Below are 22,066 nucleotides of genomic sequence, written 5' to 3' on the forward strand. Positions count from 1 at the left end.
TTCCTCAACGACGGGTGATACCCAGCGCCGCGGTCGCGGTGCTGGCGAAGGTCTGGCCAAGGCGCGAGCCGGCGTCGGCCACGGCGGCTACGGCGCGCTCGATGGTCGGGCCGCCGGCGATCGCAGCGATCTTGGCGGCGTAGCGCGGATCGGTGGCGTAACCGGCGCGCTGGAGGCCACGGGCGAAGCCCTGCACGTCGGTGCCGGCCTGCAGGGCCTGCTGGTAGCGCGGGCTGGTCTTCAGCAGGCGCACGTAGTCGGCAAAGCTCTCGGCCGCTGAACCGTAGGCGCGGAAGCTGGCGGTTTCGTTGCGGCGCACGCCATCGACATATTCATGGGTGCCGGCCGTGGCGCGCTGGCCGTTCCAGCCAGTGGCCTTGATGCCGAACAGGTTGTGCGAGGTGCTGCCATCGGCATGCTTGATGTGGCGCTTGCCCCAGCCGGTCTCCAGCGCGGCCTGCGCGACCAGGGCGCGGGCATCCACGCCCAGTTCCCTGGCCGCGCTCTGTGCGTGCTGCCAGATACTGGCGACGAAGCCCTCCGGGGTATGCTCGCCGAGCTGGGCGACCGCGGTGCGCGTGGCCAGGGCATCGGCCGGGCTCACGGCCGTGCCGCGATTGCTGGCCGTCGCCGTCCACTGGTCGCTGTTGGCGGCCCAGTCCTCGCCCTGCAGGCTGCCGATGTACGGATCCTCGGTGCCCAGCGAGCGGTGCAGGCCGCTGCTCTCACGGCCGGCGATCAGGTCCAGTGCCTGCTCCATCGGTGCCAGCGCGGCCTGCGCACCGTGCTGCGCGCCTGCGGCCATCTGCTGCAGCATGCGCACGGCCTGGCTGCCATCTTCCAGGGGCAGCGACGGTGCCGGCCTGGCCGGCGCGTTGAGCTGGTAAGCGCGGCTGGCCTTGGCCGGATCCACGCGGGTATCCAGTGCCGGACCTTCGGCGGCCTGGCCGGACAGCTGGCGGGTGATCATGCCGGACAGGCCCAGGCCCTTGCCGCGGGTCATCGCCTCGGCAATCTTCTGGTCGTACATGTCGCGGAACATCTTGTTCTCGCCGGGAAACAGCGAGTCGCCGAAGCTGGCATCGCGCATGCTCTTGACCAGCATCTGTGCGAACTGGCCTTCCAGCTGGCGAGCGACCTTGTCGATCTTCGCCGGATCGTTCTGCTGCGCCGGGTGCAGGTCGAATGCGGGATTGATGCGCATGTCAGATCACCTCAAGCTCGGCACTCAGTGCGCCGGCCTGCTTCAGGGCTTCCAGGATCGCGATCAGGTCGCCCGGTGCCGCGCCTACGGCGTTCACCGCATGCACGATTTCGTCCAGGGTGGTGCCGCCGCTGAACTTGAACATGCGGCTGCCGTCGTTGGTGGCAGTGATGGTGGATTGCGGGCTGGCAACGGTACGGCCGCCCGACAGCGCATTGGGCTGGCTGACGTTGGTGTTTTCCTGGATGGTCACGGTCAGCGAACCATGCGATATCGCGGCCGGCCCCACGCGCACCTGCTGGCCGATGACCACGGTGCCGGTGCGTGAATTGACCACCACCTTGGCCGGGGCGCTGCCCGGGGTCAGTTCCAGGTTCTCGATGCGCGCCAGCAGGCCGATGCGTGCGCCCGGATCAGTCGGTGCGGTGACGGCGACGGTCACGCCGTCGATCGCGCGCGCCGCGCCTTCGCCGAATGCGTTGTTGAGCGCGGCGACCATGCGCGAGACCGTGGTGAAATCGTTGTTGTGCAGGTTCAGGGTGATGTCGCCGCCGTTGGCCAGCGGATCGGGCAGGGCACGCTCCACGGTGGCGCCGTTGGGAATACGGCCGACGCTGGGCACGTTCACCGAGACACGGGAGCCGTCCTTGCCCTGCGCGCCAAAGCCACCCACGATCAGATTGCCCTGGGCGATGGCATAGATCTGGCCATCGGCGCCGCGCAGCGGGGCCATCAGCAGCGAGCCGCCGCGCAGCGACACCGCGTTGCCGATCGAAGACACCGTGATGTCGATCGGCTGGCCCGGCTTGGCGAACGGCGGCAGTTCGGCGTGGATCGCCACGGCGGCCACGTTCTTCAGCTGCGGATTGACGTTCGGCGGCACGTTCACGCCCAGCTCGCCAAGCAGGTTTTTCAGGCTCTGCACGGTAAAGGGCGCCTGGCTGGTACGGTCGCCGCTGCCATCCAGGCCGACCACCAGGCCATAGCCCACCAGCGCATTGCCGCGCACGCCGCCGACCTGGGCCAGGTCCTTGATGCGCTCGGCGCTGGCAGGCGCAGCCATTGCCAGCAGAAGGAAGAATGATCCGTAGAGCGACGCCATGCGTCGCTGCCACGTAGAAGAGAAGAGAGCTTTCATGGCCATACTCAGAACGGCGTCAGGCCGGAATTGAAGAAGCGGCTCAGCCAGCCCATCGCGTTGGACTGCGCGACCGGGCCGCGGCCGCCGTAGACGATGCGGGCCTCGGCCACGCGGCTGGACGGAATGGTGTTGTCCTGGCTGATGTCGCCCGGGCGCACGATGCCCTGCACCTGCACCAGTTCATCGCCCTGGTTCAGCCGCAGGTTCTTCTGCCCCTGCACCACCAGGTTGCCGTTGGGCAGGCGCTGGATCACCGTGACCGTGACGCTGCCCTGCAGGCGGTTGCTCTGCGCGCTGTTGCCCTTGCCGGTGAAGTCACGCGCGCCCTTGGCGGTGGCACTGAGGATGTCCTTGCCGCCCAGGGTGACCGGCGCACCAAGGATGGACGGCGTGCCCAGGCTCAGGTTGGATTCCTTGTTGGTGGCTGTGTTGGCGCTGGTCTGCGCGGTGGTGTTTTCCAGCAGGGTGATCGTCAGCAGGTCGCCGACATCGCGTGCGCGGCGGTCCGAATACAGCTGCAGGGTCGGGCCAGCGGCGTAGATCGCACCGGCGGTGGGCGCGGCCTGCGGCGGCATGATCGGCTGGATCGGCGCCATCGCCGGATAGGGGCGCACGTCGCCCGCGATCACGCAGCCACCGAGCAGGGCGACCACGGTGCAGGCGAGGGCAGTACGGGCGAGGTTGGAAATGGGCGACATGGCGGTTTCCCGGTTGGGCCGGTCAGATCTTGTTGTTGAGATAGCCGAGCATCGAGTCGGTGGTGGAGATCGCCTTGGCATTCATTTCGTAGGCGCGCTGGGTTTCGATCATCGACACCAGCTCTTCCACCACATTGACGTTGCTGCCTTCCAGCGCACCCTGCACCACGGTGCCGAGACCGTTCAGGCCGGGATTGCCGTTCTGTGCCGGGCCCGAGGCCGTGGTTTCCAGGAACAGGTTCTCGCCGCGCGCCTGCAGGCCGGCCGGATTGACGAAGTCGGTCAGGGTCAGCGCACCGACTTCCACCGACGCGGCGTTGTCGGCCATCTTCACGCTGATGGTGCCGTCGCTGCCGATGGTGACCGACTGCGCGCCCTCGGGAATCTGGATGCCCGGCTGTACCGGGTAGCCGCTGTTGGTGACCAGTTCGCTGTCCTGGTTGATCTTGAACGAGCCATCACGGGTGTAGGCCGAGCTGCCGTCGGGCATCTGCACTTCGAAGAAGCCGCGGCCATTGACCATCACGTCCAGTGCGCGGCCGGTCTGCTGCTGGCCACCCTGCTCGAAGTTCTTGGCGGTGGCGACCACGCGCACGCCGGTACCCAGCTGCAGGCCGGTCGGCAGCTGCGTCTGCGCCGACGAAGAGCCGCCCGGCTGCCGCACCTGCTGGTACAGCAGGTCCTCGAAGCTGGCGCGGTCCTGCTTGAAGCCGGTGGTGTTGGTGTTGGCGAGGTTGTTGGAAACCACCGACATGCGCATCTGCTGCGCATCCAGTCCGGTTTTCGCGATCCACAATGCCTGGTTCATCTTCGGAGTCCTGTCTGGGTGAAGCCGGCCGCGCAATGCGGCCCTTGGTAGCGGGTGTGCAAGCGGTGTGCCAGCGCCGCGCCCGGGCGGCGCCGGAAATCCGTCAGCTGCCCAGGCGGAGCAGGCTGTTGGCGCTGCGCGCGTTGTCGTCGCCGTGCTTGATCACCTGAACCTGCATTTCGTACTGGCGCTGCAGCTGGATCATCTGCACCAGCGCACCGGCGGCATCGACGTTGCTGCCCTCCAGTTGCCCGCTGTGCACGACGGTGCCCTGTGCCGGTGCGAACGGCTGGCGCGGGTCGGTGTTGCGGAACAGGCCATCCAGGCCGCGCTCGAGGCGCTCGTCCGGCGCCTGCACCACCTTGATCCGGCCGATCTGCGCCATCGTCTGCGGGCCTTCGCCCTGCGGGATGATCGAGATCGTGCCGTCGGCACCGATCTCCATCGCCTGGTAGGGCGGAATGGCGATCGGGTTGTTGTTGTCATCCAGCACCGTGCGGCCGCTGGAGGTCACCAGCTGGCCGTTCGGCGTCACCGACAGGGCTGCGCCACGCGTATACGCTTCGCTGCCATCGCTCGCCTGCACCGCCAGCCAGGTGCCGCTCTGCAGTGCAAGGTCCAGCGGTTTGCCGGTGATGTGCTGCGCGCCGGGCCGGCGGTTGAAGCCGGCGTCGACGTGCAGCGCATCCACCCGCGAGGCAAAGCCCGGACCCTTGATCGGGAAGGCTTCGGTGTTGGCCAGCGCTTCCTTGAAGCCAGGAGTGTCCGAGTTGGCGAGGTTGTGGCTGAGCGTTCCCTGCGCCTGCAGGGAGGCGCGGGCACCGGTCATCGCCACGTAAAGGGCTTTATCCATGGGGGGAGTTCCGTGACAGGGTCAGCAGCTCATCAACGGATGTTGATGACGGTCTGGGTGATCTGGTCCTGCGTGGTGATCATCTGCGCGTTGGCCTGGAAGTTGCGCTGCGCGGTGATCATGTTGACCAGCTGCTCGGTGAGATCGACCGTGGACGCTTCCAGCGAGCCGGCCTGGATCTTGCCGAGATTGGAGGTGTCCGGCATTCCGGTGCGCGGCGTGCCTGACTCGAAGGTCTCCACCCACAGGTTGTTGCCCTTCGATTCCAGTCCCTGGGTGTTGTTGAAGGTGGTCAGTGCGACCTGGCCCAGCGGCTTGTCGTCGCCGTTGGAGTAGCGCGCATAGACCACGCCCGACTCGGACACAGTGATCTCGTTGAGCTTGCCGGCGGCATAGCCGTCCTGCTGGGTGTTGCGCAGGGCGAACTTCTCGCCGTACTGGGTCGAACCGCTGATGTCCAGCGTCATGTTCAGCTGGCCAGCGCCCGTGGTCGGGGTGAAGGTGCCGAGGCCAACCTTGCCGTTGGCCGGGACGGTCAGCTTGCCGCTGTTGTCGAAGGTGACCGCGGTCGGGGTGCCAGCGGGCTGGCCATCGACATAGTTGTGCACGGTCCATTCGTTGGGGTTGGCGCCCTTCACGAAGTACGAGACCTGGATGTGGCTCACGCCCAGCGAGTCGTACACGGTGATGCCGCCGCTGGAGTGGTTGTAGCTGTTGGAGTCGGTCGGGTCGAACGTGGCCACGGTCGGCTGCTTGGCGTTGGCCGGCAGGGTGAAGCCCACCTTCACTTCGCTGGTCTGCTTCGGCGGGCTGTCGGTGGTCAGCAACTGCAGGTCGACCAGGCGGCCGGCGTCGAAGTTGGTGCCATCGGCATTCGGCGCGAACACCTGCAGGCGCGCGCCCTGCGGATTGACCACATAGCCGGCCGAATCGGTCTGGAAGTTGCCGGCACGCGAGTACACACGCGAACCGTTCATGTTCATGGTGAAGAAGCCCTCACCGGAAATGGCCATGTCCAGGCTGCGCCCGGTCTGCTCGTTGTGGCCCTGGATGAACTGCTGGGCGACGTTGGAGACGCGCACGCCCGAGCCGGTCTGGTTCTTCGACAGGCCATAGCTGGTGGAGGCGAACAGATCGGCGAACTCGGCGCGCGACTGCTTGAAGCCGGTGGTGTTGACGTTGGCGACGTTGTTGGCGGTGACGCTCAGGTCGGTGTTGGCGGCATTGATGCCGGACAGCGAGACATTGAAGCCCATGGGATGCTCCTGGTTGATGCGGGATGTGCGGCTCAGCTGACGCGGAGCACGTAGTCGATCGGGGCCGTGCCCAGGCCCTTGAGGTTCAGGTACAGGCCGTCGGATCCGACGGTCACGCTTTCCACCGGCGCCTGCACATAGGTGGACAGCTTGGTGCTCTTGCCGGCGGTATCGACATGGTTGGCAACGATGGAATACTTGCCCGGCTCCATGCGCTTGCCGTTGGCGTCCTTGCCGTCCCACTGGAAGGCGGTTTCGCCTGCTGCGTTGGCTTCCACGCTCAGCGAGGTGACCTTGGCGCCGGTGGCATCGGTGATATCCACGGTGATGATGCCGGCCGACGGCGCGGCCACCGTGCCCTCGACGCTGCCTTCCTTCTCCAGCACCAGCTTTTCCGATGGCACCAGCACCTGGTGGCCGACCAGCGCCGCGCCACGCAGCACCTGGTCGCTGGCCATCGATTCCTGGAAGCCCTTCACCGTCTTGTTCAGATCGGTGATGCCCTGCACGGTGGACATCTGCGCCATCTGCGCGACCATCTGCGTGTTGTCCATCGGCTTCAGCGGATCCTGGTGCTGCAGCTGCTCGGTCATCAGGCGCAGGAAGTCGGCCTGGTCGAGCGTGTTCTTCTTTTTCGTGGCGTTGCTGTTGGGGGCGTTCAGGCCCAGCGCGGAATAGACGTCCTGGCTGGTCTGGTTGTTGACGGCGGTGGTCATGGCGGTATCCGGTGCTGCGGGCCTCAGCGGCCCATGGTCAAGGTGGCCAGGGCCAGTTCCTTGGCGGTGGTCAACATCTCCACGCCGGCCTGGTAATTGCGCGAGGTCGAGATCAGGTTGACCATCTGCGCCACCGGATCGACGTCGGGCTGGTAGATGTAGCCATCGGCGTCTGCCAGCGGGTGGCCCGGCTCGTAGCGCTTGATCGGCGCCGCCTCGCTCTGGGTGATCTCCTTCACCTTCACCGAGGTGATGTTGGGATCGTTCTTGCTGGTGACGGCCTGGAAGATCGGCTCCAGCGGCTTGTACACGGCGTCGGCAGAACCGGCGACGGTGTCGGCATTGGAGAGGTTGGAGGCGATGGTGCTCATGCGCACCGACTGCGCCTGCAGCGCGGAGCCGGCGATATCGAAGATCGGCAGGTTGCTCATGGCTTATTGCCCCGTGATCGCGGTCAGCATGGAACGCACCTTGCTCTCGACGAAGCTGAGCGAGGCGCGGTACTCGAGCGCGGCTCGGCCATAGGCGGCACGCTCGGCGTCGGGATCGACGGTGTTGCCGTCCAGGCTGGGCTGCACGCCCTCGCGCGCGATCTGGAACGGGTTCAGGCCACTACTGATTTCGTAGTGCTGCTCATGGGTGGTGGCCATCAGGCCGTTGGCATCCTGCCCCTGGGCATGGCGCAGGGCGGCATCGAAGTCCAGGTCCTGGGCCTTGTAGCCGGGCGTGTCGGCATTGCCGAGGTTGCTGGCGATCAGCTTCATCCGCTGTTCGCGCAACGGCATGGCCTGGGCGTGGACGCCCAGGTAGTCGGTAATCAGGTTGCGCACGGTGCACTCCCACGGGAACGTTGCCCGGGAAGCTGCAAGGGGTGTGCCAAGTTCGAGAGGGTAGTGCCGGCCGCTGGCCGGCTCCCCGATGGATCTGCGGTTGCCGGCCAGCGGCCGGCACTACCGGATCAGTGGCCGTCAGGCCGCCATCGCCACCTTGCGCAGGCGGTCCAGCACGAAGTCAGCCAGCTCGTGCGGCGAGTACTTGGCGACGAAGGCGTTGGCGCCGACACGCTCGACCATGGCGTTGTTGAAGACACCCGACAGCGAGGTGTGCAGCAGCACGTAGAGGCCGGCCAGGCCCGGGTGGCGCCGGATTTCCGTCGTCAGCGTGTACCCATCCATGGCCGGCATCTCGATGTCGGAGATGACCATGGCATAGCGTTCGGCCGGGTTCTCGCCCGAGGCGTGGATCTGCAACAGGTGGTCGAGAGCCTGCTTGCCGTCGGAAAGCAGGGTGGCACCCACGCCCAGCTGATCCAGCACGCTGCGGATCTGCTGGCGGGCCACGCGCGAGTCGTCCACCACCAGCACCTGCAGCTGGGGGCCATCGGCGGGCATTGCCATCGCCGGATCGAGTACGGCGTCACCGCGGACCTGGGCGATATCGGCCAGCACGCTTTCAACGTCGATCACCTGGATCAGCTCACCCTGGAAGCGGGTTACCGCGGTCAGGTAGCTCGACTCGGCGCCAAGCTCCGGCGGGGGGTGGATGTCTTCCACCGCGATGTTGACGATGCGTTCGACGCCGCTGACCAGGAACCCCTGGATCGAGCGATTGAATTCGGTGACGACCAGGTAACCCGGCGAGGTATCGGCATCGGGCTCACGTTCGGGGTGGCCGATGGCCAGGCCCAGGTCCAGCACCGGCACCGAGCGGCCGCGCACGTCGGCCACGCCGGCGAACTGGCTGGGCAGGCCGGGTACCTGGAACAGCTCCGGGCGCCGCAGGACTTCCTGCACCTTGAAGACATTGACGCCAAAAAGCTGACGTCCGCCGAGACGGAACAGCAGCAGCGCCAGGCGGTTGTGGCCGGCCAGGCGGGTCCGCTGGTCGATCCGGTTGAGCAGGTCATGGGACATGGCTGCTGTATCGGCGCGTTGGGCGCCAAACTTGAGGGCGCTCTGCCGCCCGCGCGCTCCAGATCGCTTTTGTAGAGCCGACTGCCAGTCGGCTGCTCGTCGATCCGATCGCGGGAAACCCCGCGCTTCGCGCGAAAGTCGACTGGCAGTCGACTCTACCCATCCGGTCGCCTCTCCATCCCGGACCCGACCAACAAGCCCCGTCGTTCTGGCACACCCCTTGCATGCACCTGGGCCAGCTCTTGCCGATTGAAGGAGGCGCCATGTGCCGGGTCACATCTCTATTCGCCATCGCGCTGGCCGTGGCCTCGCCGTGGGCGGCTGCCGCCGACTGGCAGCCGGTGGCAAGCATCCGCGCGGCGGCCTTGTCGACGCTGCCGGCGGGCAGCGAGGGCGAGGCCCAGGTGGCCGATGCGCTGCGCCTGCCGAAGTGCGGGGGGGCGTTACAGGTGCAGCCCACCGCCAACACCACGGTGGAGGTCAGCTGTCCGGATGCGGGCGGCTGGCGCCTGTTCGTGCCGGTAAAGGTGCGGCGCAACCAGACCGTACTGGTGCTCAACCGCGGAATCGGCACTGGAGAAACCCTCACTGCCGCCGATATCACCACTGCCCAGCGTGACGCTGCCCGGATTGCCGGCGCGGTGCTGTCCGATCCCAATGCAGCGATCGGCCGCGTCGCCCGCCGTCCGTTGCAGGCCGGAGCCCTGCTGTCGAACAACGATCTGGTGGTGCAGCGTCTCATCAAGCGAGGAGACAATGTGGCCCTGGTGTCGCGTCGCGGCTCGGTCGAGGTCCGCATTGCCGGCCGTGCGATGGGTGATGCCGGTGAGAACGAACGGGTCTCGGTCGAGAACCTGTCCTCGCGGCGGATCGTGCAAGGCACGGTCGATGCCGCAGGTGACGTAATCGTGGCGCGTTGAATTACCGCAAAATATCCCTAAAGATCACGGCCCTGCGGCCGTTATCCCTTGTGAACGGCAACTCCAGGACACCCCATGAGCCAGAAAATCGACGGCAACCTGCAGGTCCCCCAGGCACTGCGCAGCGTGACGACCCCGGCCAACAAGCCCGGTGTCAGCACCGATGCGGCGGCGCGCCCGGTCGAGGCGGCCGACAGCCTGCGCCTGACCGGCGAGGCCACCAATCTGCAGGCCATCGAGCGCGAGCTGACCACCGCCCCGGCGATCGACGCCCAGCGCGTGGCCGCCGTGCGCGAGTCGCTGCAGAACGGCACCTACAAGATCAATCCGGACGCGATCGCATCGCGCATGCTCGATCTGGACCAGCAGCTGCACGGATGACTGCGGCGATGAGCGAGCCGCTGCAGCGTCTCGCCCAGGCCCTGGACGTTGAACGCCAGGCCCTGGTCGAGCACGACGTGCACGCCCTGATCCGGGCTACCGGCGCCAAGCTGGAAGCGTTGCGTGCGCTGGAAGGCGCGCCACCGGTGGGCGAGGGCGAACAGCTGCAGGAACTGGCCGAGCGCAACCGGGCCAACGGCGTGCTGCTGTCGCGCCGCCGCCGCGAGGTGAACTGGGCGCTGCGCCAGCTCGGCCGCACCGAAGACGCCTCGGCCTACGATGCCAAGGGCCAGTCGCACACGGTCAGCATCGGCCGGCCCCTCGCCGTCGCCTGAGGCGACGGCGGTCGCATAACCCCTCCCGGCGGGCTGAAGCCCGCTGCATGACCGCGTATATTGGGCGCCTGTTCGAACGCCCCGAGTCGCCGTGTCCGCTGCCAACGCCCTGGTTACCGCCCCCCTTCCGCCGCAGCCGGTGCTGCAGGCCCTGCTTGAGCGCCTGCGCGAAGGCCTGCTGCTGTTCACCGATGACGGGCGGGTGGCCCTGGCCAATCCGGCCGCACAGAACCTGCTGGCCAGTGGCGAGGACGGCGGGTTGCCGCCGCCGCAGCGCCTGCGCGAACTGCTGCCGCCCGATGCGCTGGAACAGGCTCGCCAGCATGGTCACTGGAATGGCAGCCTGCCGCTGGGCGAGGGCGTGGTCATCGCCCATCTGTACCACCATGGTCCGGTCGGCCAGGGGCATTTCCTCGCCCTGTTTCGCCACATCGAAGGGCAGGAAGACTACGAACGCGAGCTGCAGCAGCGCCATGCCGAACTGCGCCAGGCCTACCTGCGCCTCAATGGCACCCAGGAAAAGCTGCTGCAGTCGGAGAAGATGGCGTCGATCGGCCAGCTGGCCGCCGGCGTCGCGCACGAGATCAACAACCCGATCGGTTACGTGCACTCCAACCTGGGCAGCCTGCAGGAATACCTGCGCAGCCTGTTCACCGTGATCGAAGCCTACGAGCGCGCCCTGCGCGCGCCGGACCCGAAAGCGCTGATTCCGGAAATCGATGATATCCGTGACCGTCTGGATATCGATTTCATCAGCCGCGACCTGCCACAGCTGATGGCGGAATCGCGCGAAGGCATCGAGCGGGTCACCCGCATCGTGCGCGACCTGAAGGATTTCTCGTATTCCGGCCGCGACGAGTCGTGGAAGCTGGTCGACCTGCACGCGGGCCTGGAATCGACCATCAACATCATCTGGAACGAACTCAAGTACAAGGTCACCCTGGTGCGCGAGTTCGGCCAGTTGCCCCTGGTGGAGTGCCTGCCATCGGAGTTGAACCAGGTCTACATGAACCTGCTGCTCAACGCCGGCCATGCCATCGCCGAGCGCGGCACGATCACGGTGCGTACCGGCGTTGATGGCGATCACGTTTGGGTCGAGTTCGAAGATACCGGCGGTGGCATCTCGCCGGAACTGCGCCAGCGCATCTTCGATCCGTTCTTCACCACCAAGCCGGTGGGCAGTGGCACCGGCCTGGGCCTGTCGATCTCCTACAGCATCATCAACAAGCACCACGGCCGCATCGACCTGGACAGCACGCCCGGCGTGGGCTCGCGCTTCCGCGTGGTGCTGCCGGTCAAGCAGCCGCGCTGACCGCTTCTGGCAGTGCCGGCCGCTGGCCGGCAACCTCATTGAACCCGATTTCCAGAGCAGCCGGCCAGCGGCCGGCTCTACCAGAGGGGATGGTTACCGCAATGGGCGCTCCTCGCCGCCATCTCCGCTCTCCACCGGCGCCGGGCCGGCATTGCTGCGGCGCTGTTCCTCGTACGTGCGGAACGCCTGGTGGATGTGCTTGCGCAGCTCGTCGTCGTTCCACGGCTTGGTCAGGAAGCGATAGATCGCGCCGCGGTTGATCGCATCGGTCACCGTGTTCAGATCGGTGTAGCCCGACAGCACCAGGCGGATCGTATCCGGGTACAGCATCTTCACCCGGCCCAGGAACTCGGTGCCGCTCATGTCGCTCATTCGCTGGTCGGACAGGATCACCTGCACGTCGTTGATCGCCAGCAGGTCGAACGCATCGCGCACGTTGCCGGCGGCCAGGATGCGGTAGCCGTCGCGGCGGAACAGGCGCACCAGTGAGCGCAGCACGTTTTCCTCATCATCCAGCAGCAGCAGCGTCCGGTCCGGGCGCGTCTCGGCGAAGGCTTCCGGGCGCAGGTAGCGGCGGCGCAGGGTCATGCCGGCGGCATCGGCCGACATCGGTTCGCCGAACAGGTAGCCCTGGAACACGTCGCAGTCGTTGCGGCGCAGGAAGCCCAGCTGCGCCTGCGATTCCACGCCGTTGGCGATCACGGTCATGCCCAGCTGGTGGCCCATGGCGATGATCGCGCGGGCGATGGCCGCTTCACGATTGCCGGCCGGCGCGCTCTTGATGAAACTGCGGTCGATCTTCAGCTTGTCCACCGGGTAGCGCACCAGCGCGCTGAGGCTGGAGTCGCCGGTACCGAAGTTGTCCAGGCTCAGGCTGATGCCTTCGTTGCGCAGGTTGGCCAGCGTTTCGTGGACGAAATTGACGTTGTTGGTCAGCGCACTCTCGTTGATCTCCAGCGTCAGCATGTGCGCCGGTACGCCCGCCGCCTGCAGCAGTGACATCACTTCGGCGAAGAAGTTCGGCCGCAGCAGCTGCAGGGTGGACACGTTCACTGCGATGGTGAAGTCATCGAAGCCCTGGTCGCGCCACAGCCGCGCCTGCTTCAAGGCGCCTTCCAGCACCCAGGTGCCGATCTGCACGATGATCCCCAGGCGTTCGGCGGTTCGCATGAAGCGCTCCGGCACCAGCATGCCCAGGGTCGGCGACTGCCAACGCAGCAGCGCTTCCATGCCCACCACGTGGCCGTCGCGCGCGCTTACCAGTGGCTGGTAGCGCAGCTTCAGCTCGCCATTGGGAATGGCATCGACGATCTGGCGCGCGATGATGCTCTCGCTGTGCGCGCTTGGCGGGGTGTCCACCGCATGGATGCGCACGGCATTGCCGCCTTCGCGGGCGGCCTGGTACAGCGCATCCTCGGCATGGTCGAGCAGGCGCGAGGTGCTGCTGGCATGTTCCGGGCACAGGCTCACGCCCAGCTTGCCGGTCATGAACAACGTGTACGGCAGCACCGACAACGGCAGCTCCATCTGTTGGCGGATCTCCTCGGCGAAATCCTCCGGCAACGGCAGATCGGCGGTGCGCGGCACCGCGATCAGGAACTCGTCGCTGCCATGTCGCCACAACTTGCCGCGCCCGCGCAGGTAGGACTGCAGGCGCTGTGCCACCAGCACCAGCGCCTGGTCGCCAACTTCGGCACTCATGTTTTCATTGACCGATGCGAAATGGTCGATGTCCACGTGCATCAGCATCAGTGCGATGCCGCCTGAGGCTGCCTCGGCAACCATTGCCTGCAGCTCGGGGTTGCCGGCGCCAAGGCGGTCGGGAGCGTCATCGATGCTGACCGGGGGCAGGTTGGGATTCCACATGGTTCAGTATTCCGGTGAATCGACGGCAGCCCTGCTGGCCGCCTGGTAGGGGAGGTGGACATCGACCAGGGTGCCTTCGCCATGCGCGGATTCAATCCGCACGTGGCCACCGACGCTCTGTGCGCGCTCGCGCATCACGATGAGGCCCAGGCCGCGCGGGCCGTCCGGATCGAAGCCTTCGCCGTCATCGCGGATCTGCAGGTGCAGGCCGCGCTGGCCGACATCGCGCAGCTGCAGCAGGACCTGGCTGGCGCGCGCATGGCGCAGCGCATTGGTCAGGCTTTCCTGTGCGATGCGGAAGCAGGCCTGTTCGATGCTGTTGTCGGGGCGATGCGGCAACGGCTCGATCTCGGCCAGCAGCTCCACCGGCGAGGAGCGGAACAGAACCCGCGCCTGCCAGCTGAGCGCTGCCTCCAGGCCCAGTGCATCCAGCTGCGGGGGGCGCAGCAGGGTGGAGATGTCTCGCAGTTTGGCCACGGTGGTGTCGGCCAGGCTGACGATCTGCGCCAGATCCTGCCCACGCCGCTGCGGATCGTCCTCTTCCAGCGCGGCGTGCGCCGACAGCTTGATCGCGGTAATGGCCTGGCCGATGTCATCGTGCAGGTCGCGCGAAATCGCACGACGCTCGTCCTCCTGCAGCGAGAACAGCCGCCCGGCCATCGCCTGCAGTTCGCGGTTGCTGGTTTCCAGCGCGCTGCGGATGCGCTCGGAATCACTGAGGTCGCGCACGATCAGCAGCTTGCAGTCGCGGCCACCGTAGCGCACGTCGCCCACCGCCAGGCCGGCATGGAAGCTGCGGCCGTCGCCGCGCTGCATGGCCACCACGCTGCTGTGGCCCGGTCCCAGGTGCGGCTGGCCGGCACGCAGCTGGCTGCGCACCCGCGGCAGGTCTGCGGCAGCGACCAGCGCCGACAAGGGCTCGCCCAGCAGGGTATGGCTGCCGTAGCCGAACAGGCCGGCGGCCCAGGCGTTGGCGTACAACACATGTTCGTCGGAGAGGATCACCACGCCGTCGGGCAGTACCCGCACCAGCTCGCGGAACTGCTCCTCGCGCTCGCGCAGCAGTCGCCGCGACTGCTCGCGTTCGGTCACGTCCTGCAGGGTGCCCAGCACGCGGTTGCGGCCAGCCTCATCGAGACCGCTGGCGGCGCGCAGGTGCACCATCAGCGCGCGCCCGTCCATCGACAGCAGCGGCAGCAGCACGTCCACCTGTACCGGCTCGCCGGAGCACAGCTCGGCCAGCAGCTGCTCGGTCTGGGTGGCGGTGGCCGGGTCGGCCGGCACCAGCAGTTCGTCGAAGCGGTGCCAGCGGCGGGCTTCGGGCGGGCGGCGGCCGAGCAGGCGATAGACCTGGTTGGAATAGCGGCCCAGCCCGGTGGACGGGTCCAGCTCCCAGGCGCCGATGCGGGCCAGTTCGTGGGCTTCTTCCACCCGTGCCAGCGCCTGGTCGCGGCGCAGCTGGGCCAGGTCCTCGGCAGTGCGATCGATGGCGATCAGCAGGCGCGCATTGTGACCGTCGTAACTGATCGCGTTGGAGCGCAGTTCCATCTGCCGCAGCGCGCCATCGCGCAGCTGCAGCTGCGCGCGCAGGATGCACAGCTCGTCGGGCGCCTCGCGGATCGCCTCCAGCTTGGCCTGCAGCGCCTGGCCCTGGCCAGGTGGCCACAAGGCGTCGATGGTCTGTTCCAGCAGCTCATCGCGCTCCCAGCCGAAAGCGGTGCAGGCGGCTGGGTTGGCATCGAGGATCGCCAATGTGTCCAGGTCATAGACGAGGATCGGGCCGGGGTTGCCCTCGAACATCTGCCGCAGGCGCAGCTCCGAGGCCTGCTGGCGGGCGTGGGTATGCAGCACATGCTCGGCCAGCGGGCGCAGCAGCAGGTACAGCAGGCCCGCGCTGGCCAGGGCGAAGAACGAGCCCTTCAGGCCCTGCCACAGGGCCGCCTGCTGCGGATCGGGCACCAGCGCCTGCACCACGCTGTCGGTGGAGATCATCCAGGCCAGCGCCATCACCAGGTAGCTCGACACCACCCGCCGCCGGTCACGGCTCAGTGCCTGCGCCATCCGCGGGTCGGGAACTGGGGCGTTGCCGGTCGGTTCTGCGGGCATGGACGGGGTGGGTGAAAGGGGCGCCGGTCATCTTACCCCGCAGCGTGCCGTCACCACTCAATTATCCGCCGCAGGCGCCGTTAACCACTGCGTGCCCCGCTGACGGGCGAGTCATCCGGAGCAAGATCGCGTGGACCAAGGGATCATCGCCAGCCTGCTGCAGCACCCGCTTGCGTCGGCGCTGGTCATCGTCGACCGTACCGGGCGCCCGCTTGCGGCCAATCCGGCCGCGCGCGAGCATGGCCTGCCGGCCACCGTGGCCGCCTATGCGCCAATGCTGGAAGATCTACGCCTGATGGCCGCTGATGGCGGCATCGTGCCCTGCACGCTGCCAGGCGGCCCGCGCGGCCACTACGACGGCCACCTGCGCGCCGTGCATGACGGTGCCGGCAACCTGCTGGCGTTCACCCTGAGCATTCCCGAGCCGGTGCCGGTCGATGGGGGTGGGCGCTGGGAACTGGCACTGGACAGCGCCGGTCATAGCCTGTGGGACTGGGACATCCCCAGTGACCGGGTGGCGCGCACGCCGGCGCTGGGCGACGAGACGGCCACCGAACTGCTGTCGCGCGTGCACAGCGAGGACATCGACCAGGTGCGTGCCGCGCTCGACGAGCACCTGCGCGGGCGCAGCGAGCAGTACAGCGCACAGTTCCGCTTCCGCCAGGCCGATGGCCAGTGGCGTTGGGTGCTGGATCGCGGCCGCGTGGTCGCGCGCACCGCTGATGGCCAGCCGCTGCGCATGGTCGGCACGCATACCGATATCGAGCAGCAGAAGCAGCTCGAATCGCTGCTGCAGGAACAGCAGCTGCACCTGAGCGAGGCCCAGCGCATCGCCAGCATGGGCAGCTGGTCGTTCGACCCCAACAGCGGGCACTTCTGGTGGTCGCCGGAACTGCGCTCGCTGCTGGCGCTGGAGCACGGCGCCGTGCCCGGCCAGCGGCGCTGGCTGAAGCAGCTGCATCCGCGCTCGCGTGGCGCGTTGCGTGCGGCATGGCGGCGGCTGTGGCGCGATGGTCGTGCCGCCAATCTCGAGCTGGAGCTGACCCGTGGCCATGAGCCATCACAGCACCTGCGGCTGTGGATGCAGCCGCTGCTGGACATGGACGGGCAGCCCAAGCGCCTGCTCGGCCAGGTGCAGAACATCACCGAACAGCACCAGACCGACGCGTTGATTCGCTGGCGCACCGAACTGCTGAACCGGGTTTCCGCGCTGGGCCGCATCGGCGGCTGCGAGATCGAGGTGCAGACCCGGAGCATGCAATGGACCGAGGAATGCTATCGCATCCACGGCCTGCGCAAGGAGCCGATCACCCTCGATCAGGCGATGGCGCTGTATACCGAAGACTCGCGCGATGCGTTCGAGGCGGCGCTGGCCCGCATCGCCAACGGCGGCCTGCCCGAGCAGCTGGACCTGTGCTTCTACCGCCAGTCCGGCCTGCGTGTCTGGGTGCAGGTGCTGATCGAGCTGGATCGTCGTGACGGACTGCCGCCGCGCTTCGTGGTGCTGTTCCGTGACATCACCCGCGAGCGCGAGGCCAACGAGCGCATTGAGCTGCTGGCCCACTACGACCTGCTGACCGGCCTGCCCAATCGCGTGCTGCTCGGCGAACAGACCGCCGAGGCCATCGAGGAGGCGCGTGATCGCGGCACCTCATTGGCGATGCTGTTCATCGACCTGGACGGCTTCAAGACCATCAACGACAGCTTCGGCCACGCCACGGGTGATGCGCTGCTGAAGGCTGCCGCGACCCGCCTGCACCAGAACCTGCGCAACAATGATCTGTTTGGCCGTTTCAGCGGCGACGAGTTCATCGTCGTACTGCGCGACCTGGCTGAGCCCGAGGATGCGGGACATGTCGCCCGCAAGCTGATCGCCTCGCTGGCCGAGCCGCTGCGCCGTGGCGAGACCACGCTGAAGGTCGGTGCCAGTGTCGGCATCGCGATGCTAGGCGATGCGCAGACCGATTTCGATTCACTGCTGCGCGCTGCCGACGCCGCGATGTACGCGGCCAAGGAAGCCGGACGCAACACCTACCAGTATTACAGTCAGGACGCACTGGCCCGCATCCAGCGCAGGCTGGAGCTTGAGCACGCGCTGCACGGTGCGATCGAGCGCGAGGAGTTCAGCCTGGCCTATCAGCCGCTGCTGCATGCCCACCAGGGCGAGCCGCCGGCAATCGAAGCACTGCTGCGCTGGCATCGCCCCGGCATCGGCTATTGCAGCCCGGCCGAGTTCATTCCCATCGCCGAGAAATGCGGCGAGATCGTGCGCATCGGCGACTGGGTTCTGAACGAAGCCTGCCGCCAGGCAACCGCCTGGGACCGGGCAGGACTGCATTTCGACCGCATCGCGGTCAACGTGTCGGCGGTGCAGCTGCGCGACCGTGGCTTCGCCGAACGTGTGATCGAGATCTGCCATGCCCACGGCTGGCCGCCGCAGCGGCTGGAGCTGGAGCTGACCGAATCGGCGCTGATCCGTGACACCGACATCCTGCGCCACTGCTTCGACGTGCTCGAACGGCACGGCGTGCCGCTGGCGGTGGACGACTTCGGTACCGGCTTCTCCAACCTCAATTATCTCAATCGCTTCCCGGTCGGGCGGCTGAAGATCGACCGTAGTTTCGTGCAGGGAATGCTGCACGATTCGGGCACGGCCGAAGTGACCCAGGCCATCGTGCACCTGGGCCACGCGCTGGGCATGAAGGTGGTGGCCGAGGGCGTGGAGACGCACCAGGAAGAAGACATGCTGCGCCGCCAGGGCTGCGACGAGATCCAGGGTTACCTGTACTCGCGCCCGCTCAGCCCGCGCGACCTGGCGCAGTGGCTGCGTCAGCAGCGTCCGTTACCGATGCGCACCGACGCCAGCAGCGAAGCAGTGCTGGTGCGCTGACAGCCATACTTTGGTGGGTGCCGACCTTGGTCGGCACGGATGCATGTACCTTGCGATCATCCACGCATGGCGTGGTTCTACTTGCAGCACCTGCAGTGGCGAGTGCCGGAGCCTGCCACGGTGGGTGCCGACCGTTGGTCGGCGCCGATGCCAGAGATCGCGACCAGCAATGAACGGCGCGGGTTTACCTGTCTTCAGCATCAGACCGCAAGGACCGTCTTGCTGCTGTCTGCTTGGCGAGTGACTTCAATTCAGCGAGACGATCCCGCTTGACCAGGTGCGCTGCCTGCCAGCCACCTTCAACAACCGAGGGTGAGAAGCTGTAGATCTCGTTGGGAGCCAGGTGGCCCAGTAAATCGAGTGCGCGTGCGTACAAGGGCTGCTCGTCATCGTCGGTTGCATCGAGATAGGGCCCATCCAGGTGGTGCAGCAGGAACTCCAGTTTCCAGTTGCGTTCAGTCGCGCCGGCAGTGGCTGCTACATCCGAGTCCGCCGAAACCTGTCCGCTGTGCGGATCGATGCTGATATGCATGGAGGTGTTCTCTCCACACAAGAGCATCTGGCCGAAAGGTGTCACCGCATAGGCATGGAACCGATCAGCACCTTCCATCGGAGTGCCCTGCAGGAAGGCTGCGACAACCCCTGAGTACAGATGCGGATCGACCAAGATGAGCCTGTCGTCGCGATAGCGTGCGAACCCGTCGCGTCGCCACAGCGCCAGCAGCAGGTCGGGCAGCACGCCCTTCCATGCGGCAAGAGTCGCCTCGGAGAGCGCCTCGCCCCGGGAGCTCGCACTGAAGCTCTCCATGAACGCCCTGGTTTCAAAGCTTGATTCCTGCGCTTCGATGCCTGGTTCCACCAACGCATTCCTCCCGGCGTCGAACGGCAGATAATCCAGGAATGTCAGCATTCGCTCGGCCTGTGTGGCTTCCTTGTTCGCCTCCTGAGTTGAGATGATGGCCGCTGTGTTTCCAGAGACGAGCAACAATGTTCCCGCCGAAAGGCTTTGCCAGGGCTCGTTCAGCACCAGATAGCGCTCGGGTGCCTCGTCTACATCCGCGTCCAGGATGATGACCTGTGGACCATCCCGCAGGCATCCGGCGGAGATCTCGACAGTTGCATCGATCGTACCTGCATCAGGATCGGCCACATCCACAGGTGCAGAGTAGGGCTGTTGAAATTCGCCGAAGGACTGGAGCGCTTGGTGAAGGGCGAGCAGGGAGTCGGGATCTACGGCAAGCGGTTCTGAAGCAACCGGGAGCTGCAAAGCGAGTGAAAGGCAGAGGGCGGCGCTGGTCATCGGGCTGATCTGAACCGGAATCGGCCCTTTACGATGAAGCGCCGAGCGCTCACGGTCCATGCAAACAATCCGAAATGCAGGCATCGCAGGGCACTATCAAAGCATGGCGTGGATCTACCTGGGAAACTCCGCCTTCAACTGCATGCGCAGCGCCTCGACAATGGCCGCATAGCGCCGCTTCTGCACCAGATAGCTGGCCAGGAACAGTGGCAGCACCAGCAGCATGGGCGCCACCATCGGGCGCATCGCCACCAGCGGCAACAGCAGCAGCGACAGGATGGCCACGAACCAGCTGCACAGTCCGATCACCCGCACCTCGTGCCGTCGCGCGTTGAGTACGATGCGACCGCGCATCACCGGGAAGTAGCGCAGGCCGAAGCTCGGCGCAAAGCTCTCACGGAACGCCATGCTGCCATCGGGCAGCGCATGGAAGGCCAGTTGCAGCCACTTGTCCTGCGGCAGGTCACGTTCCAGGCTGCCCAGCGAGAGGCGGGCCTGCATGGCGGGCGACGCTGCGATGCGTTCGTTGAACAGGGCGATGCCCCAGCTGAAATAGCCGGTCACCCAGGCCATCAGAAGGACGGTCTCGATCAGGAGCACTGCGATCAGGGCGATGGCCATCGGTCTTCCATGAACGGGACTTGGGCATCATGCCATGCGGGACGGTCCATCCACGCATGGCGTGGATCTACTTCAGGGCTTCGCCATCCAGCCCGAGATCCCAGGCCAGGCCCAGCAGCGCCTCGTCCGCCCGCGACGGGGCAGGGCGCGCGTCCGCCAGCTGCTGCAGCTCGCGGATCTCCTCGCGTGCCACATCCTCCAGCTGTTGCAGCTGCTCACGCACGCTCGCGTTGCGCGGGCGCTCGGTGTCGGTGAGGGCGGGCAGGGCGCGGATCAGGGTCATGGTGCGCGTACAGGATGCATCCAATGGCGGGTTACAGGCAAAAGCCCCGGACGAACCGGGGCCTTGCGGGCTGCCAGCGAGGGCAGCGGACATCAGGATCAGAACAGCTCTACCGTGCCGGCACCCATGCTCTGCTGGGCAACCGGCTTGTGCGGCGGGCGTTCCCATTCGCTGCGCAGTTCGCGCAGGCGGTTGCCGGTGCGCTGCAGGGCCGTGGCGATCTCTTCGTCGAACACGCCGCCATTGCGGTGCAGCAGTTCCTGCAGGGCCACCGCTTCACGGTTGATCGCGGTCAGGCGGTCCAGGTGGGTGTGCACGCCGCCCAGCGCCTGGGTGGCGATGTCTTCGAACTGCAGGGCGCGCACGGCTTCGGCCACGCTGCCATCGATCGCACGTGCGCACTCGGAGACTTCGCGCATGCCGTCGCCGAGCGAGGCATTGATCTGCGCGACATTGTCGAGCATTGCCGCCGCTTCCTGGCGTGCTTCGCGGGAGCGGTCCATGTCACGCGAGGCCATGTGCGAGACCGTCTCGCGCACCTTGGCGATGGCGTCCTTGGAGCTGTGCGCCAGCTTGCGGATCTGCTCGTTGAAGGTGGTCGAGCGCTCGGACAGGTTGCGCACTTCGTCGGCGACCACCGCGAAGCCTCGGCCGGCTTCACCGGCACGCGCGGCTTCGATGGCGGCGTTCAGCGCCAGCAGGTTGGTCTGGTCGGCGATCGACTTGACGTCTTCCAGCAGCGCGAAGATGCCATCCAGGTGCTGTGCCATCTGGTCGATGTGCTGCACGGTGGTGCTGCTCTGGCCGCTCACCTGTTCCAGCGCTTCCACCAGCTGTTCCATGCGGTGGCTGGCGTGCTGGGCGAAACGGGCAACGTCGAGGCCGGCATTGCCTTCATCGCCGGCGCGGTCGACGATGCGCGACAGCGCCTGGCTCTGCTGGCGCGACTTGCGGTTCATCGCATCGAAGCTGCCGCCCAGGCTGGAGACCGCCTGGCGGATCAGGTCGCGGGCGCGTTCCACTTCACCACGCGAACCGTCGATTTCGTTGCCGACGAAGTTGCGCAGTTCGGTCAGCAGCTGGTCCTGCTCACGCAGGACACGGGCATGTTCCGGGGAACGATGCGCCTGGGCGCGGGTGGTCCACCACGCAAAGCCGAGCCAGCTCAGCGTCATCGTGGTCAGGATCGCCCAGCGCAGGGCGGCCGGCCATTCGAAACCGATGGCGAAGGGGAGCAGCAGGGTCAGAGCCAGGGGGGCGGCCAGACGGATGAAAATGCGTGAGTACATGGACGTTCTCGGGAGGTGCACGGAGGATGTATCGGCCGTACCCCCTTTCTCTTTAACGTCGATGTGCTTGGAAGTGCATTCTGAATGCGCCGGTTTTCCGGCGCTTGGCGGCTTCGGGGTCGGAGCCCTTTCCGTGCCGGAAAGGGATCCGACCCCTGGGTAGGCAGCGGCGGG

At 66.7% G+C, this 22,066-nt stretch carries 21 protein-coding genes; 5 read left to right on the plus strand and 16 right to left on the minus strand.

Translation table 11 applies throughout. From position 1 onward, the window contains the following. Positions 1–4: 4 nt before the first annotated feature. The 10 genes from flgJ to ACSYHF_RS09710 form a co-directional block, all read right to left on the minus strand. Complete coding sequence (flgJ, locus tag ACSYHF_RS09665) at positions 5–1,204, minus strand: flagellar assembly peptidoglycan hydrolase FlgJ (protein ID WP_005416454.1); 1,200 nt, start codon at positions 1,202–1,204, stop codon at positions 5–7. A gap of 1 nt (position 1,205) precedes the next feature. After that, positions 1,206–2,348, minus strand: a complete 1,143-nt coding sequence (locus ACSYHF_RS09670) for a flagellar basal body P-ring protein FlgI (RefSeq protein ID WP_032954158.1) — start codon at positions 2,346–2,348, stop codon at positions 1,206–1,208. Between the two features lie 2 nt (positions 2,349–2,350). After that, positions 2,351–3,043: a flagellar basal body L-ring protein FlgH gene (flgH, locus tag ACSYHF_RS09675; RefSeq protein ID WP_005416456.1), complete on the minus strand. Its 693-nt coding sequence runs from the start codon at positions 3,041–3,043 to the stop codon at positions 2,351–2,353. 22 nt (positions 3,044–3,065) lie between these two features. After that, a complete protein-coding gene (gene flgG, locus ACSYHF_RS09680) occupies positions 3,066–3,851 on the minus strand; it encodes a flagellar basal-body rod protein FlgG (RefSeq protein WP_005416457.1) in 786 nt (261 codons plus the stop codon). Positions 3,852–3,954: 103 nt separating this feature from the next. Continuing rightward, positions 3,955–4,704 (minus strand): flagellar basal body rod protein FlgF, encoded by a 750-nt coding sequence (locus ACSYHF_RS09685; protein WP_111178528.1) that lies wholly within the window; start codon positions 4,702–4,704, stop codon positions 3,955–3,957. Between the two features lie 32 nt (positions 4,705–4,736). Beyond that, positions 4,737–5,960, minus strand: a complete 1,224-nt coding sequence (flgE, locus tag ACSYHF_RS09690) for a flagellar hook protein FlgE (protein WP_134956015.1) — start codon at positions 5,958–5,960, stop codon at positions 4,737–4,739. Positions 5,961–5,992: 32 nt separating this feature from the next. After that, positions 5,993–6,676 (minus strand): flagellar hook assembly protein FlgD, encoded by a 684-nt coding sequence (locus tag ACSYHF_RS09695; protein ID WP_447576373.1) that lies wholly within the window; start codon positions 6,674–6,676, stop codon positions 5,993–5,995. A 23-nt stretch (positions 6,677–6,699) separates the two neighbouring features. Then, positions 6,700–7,107 carry a flagellar basal body rod protein FlgC gene (flgC, locus tag ACSYHF_RS09700; protein ID WP_005416461.1) on the minus strand — a complete coding sequence of 136 codons (408 nt, stop codon included), beginning with the start codon at positions 7,105–7,107 and terminating at the stop codon, positions 6,700–6,702. Positions 7,108–7,110: 3 nt separating this feature from the next. Then, positions 7,111–7,506 (minus strand): flagellar basal body rod protein FlgB, encoded by a 396-nt coding sequence (gene flgB / locus ACSYHF_RS09705; RefSeq protein ID WP_005409576.1) that lies wholly within the window; start codon positions 7,504–7,506, stop codon positions 7,111–7,113. A gap of 138 nt (positions 7,507–7,644) precedes the next feature. Then, positions 7,645–8,589 carry a chemotaxis protein gene (locus ACSYHF_RS09710; RefSeq protein WP_019659622.1) on the minus strand — a complete coding sequence of 315 codons (945 nt, stop codon included), beginning with the start codon at positions 8,587–8,589 and terminating at the stop codon, positions 7,645–7,647. A 263-nt stretch (positions 8,590–8,852) separates the two neighbouring features. On the opposite strand from ACSYHF_RS09710, the gene flgA reads away from it, so the two are divergent. From flgA to ACSYHF_RS09730, 4 genes are all read left to right on the plus strand, one after another. Beyond that, positions 8,853–9,509, plus strand: coding sequence for a flagellar basal body P-ring formation chaperone FlgA (gene flgA, locus ACSYHF_RS09715; RefSeq protein ID WP_005416463.1), 657 nt, complete (start codon positions 8,853–8,855; stop codon positions 9,507–9,509). Between the two features lie 75 nt (positions 9,510–9,584). Next, complete coding sequence (gene flgM / locus ACSYHF_RS09720) at positions 9,585–9,890, plus strand: flagellar biosynthesis anti-sigma factor FlgM (RefSeq protein ID WP_005409579.1); 306 nt, start codon at positions 9,585–9,587, stop codon at positions 9,888–9,890. Further along, on the plus strand, positions 9,887–10,225 hold the full coding sequence (locus tag ACSYHF_RS09725; RefSeq protein ID WP_014037132.1) for a FlgN family protein: 339 nt from the start codon (positions 9,887–9,889) through the stop codon (positions 10,223–10,225). The genes flgM and ACSYHF_RS09725 overlap by 4 nt, the downstream gene beginning before the upstream one ends. Before the next feature lie 91 nt (positions 10,226–10,316). Then, a complete protein-coding gene (locus ACSYHF_RS09730; RefSeq protein ID WP_053496680.1) occupies positions 10,317–11,537 on the plus strand; it encodes an ATP-binding protein in 1,221 nt (406 codons plus the stop codon). Positions 11,538–11,630: 93 nt separating this feature from the next. On the opposite strand, the gene ACSYHF_RS09735 is transcribed toward ACSYHF_RS09730, so the two are convergent. After that, the gene (locus ACSYHF_RS09735; RefSeq protein ID WP_065196741.1) at positions 11,631–13,403 is read right to left on the minus strand and encodes an EAL domain-containing protein; all 1,773 of its coding nucleotides are present in this window, start codon (positions 13,401–13,403) and stop codon (positions 11,631–11,633) included. A gap of 3 nt (positions 13,404–13,406) precedes the next feature. Further along, entirely contained in the window at positions 13,407–15,509 is a 2,103-nt protein-coding gene (locus ACSYHF_RS09740; RefSeq protein ID WP_197599028.1) for a sensor histidine kinase, read from the minus strand. Positions 15,510–15,639: 130 nt separating this feature from the next. Here ACSYHF_RS09740 and ACSYHF_RS09745 point away from each other — a divergent pair, with 130 nt between their 5' ends. Next, positions 15,640–18,399, plus strand: coding sequence for a bifunctional diguanylate cyclase/phosphodiesterase (locus ACSYHF_RS09745; protein ID WP_049461077.1), 2,760 nt, complete (start codon positions 15,640–15,642; stop codon positions 18,397–18,399). Positions 18,400–18,583: 184 nt separating this feature from the next. On the opposite strand, the gene ACSYHF_RS09750 is transcribed toward ACSYHF_RS09745, so the two are convergent. From ACSYHF_RS09750 to ACSYHF_RS09765, 4 genes are all read right to left on the minus strand, one after another. Continuing rightward, positions 18,584–19,759 (minus strand): GAD-like domain-containing protein, encoded by a 1,176-nt coding sequence (locus tag ACSYHF_RS09750; RefSeq protein WP_181357038.1) that lies wholly within the window; start codon positions 19,757–19,759, stop codon positions 18,584–18,586. Positions 19,760–19,813: 54 nt separating this feature from the next. Continuing rightward, positions 19,814–20,320, minus strand: coding sequence for a hypothetical protein (locus tag ACSYHF_RS09755; protein WP_197599027.1), 507 nt, complete (start codon positions 20,318–20,320; stop codon positions 19,814–19,816). A 67-nt stretch (positions 20,321–20,387) separates the two neighbouring features. Beyond that, positions 20,388–20,603 carry a hypothetical protein gene (locus ACSYHF_RS09760; RefSeq protein WP_033835502.1) on the minus strand — a complete coding sequence of 72 codons (216 nt, stop codon included), beginning with the start codon at positions 20,601–20,603 and terminating at the stop codon, positions 20,388–20,390. A 98-nt stretch (positions 20,604–20,701) separates the two neighbouring features. Next, positions 20,702–21,892 carry a methyl-accepting chemotaxis protein gene (locus tag ACSYHF_RS09765; protein ID WP_005416472.1) on the minus strand — a complete coding sequence of 397 codons (1,191 nt, stop codon included), beginning with the start codon at positions 21,890–21,892 and terminating at the stop codon, positions 20,702–20,704. Positions 21,893–22,066: the final 174 nt, after the last annotated feature.

It is taken from the genome of Stenotrophomonas maltophilia group sp. P373, from assembly GCF_053295075.1.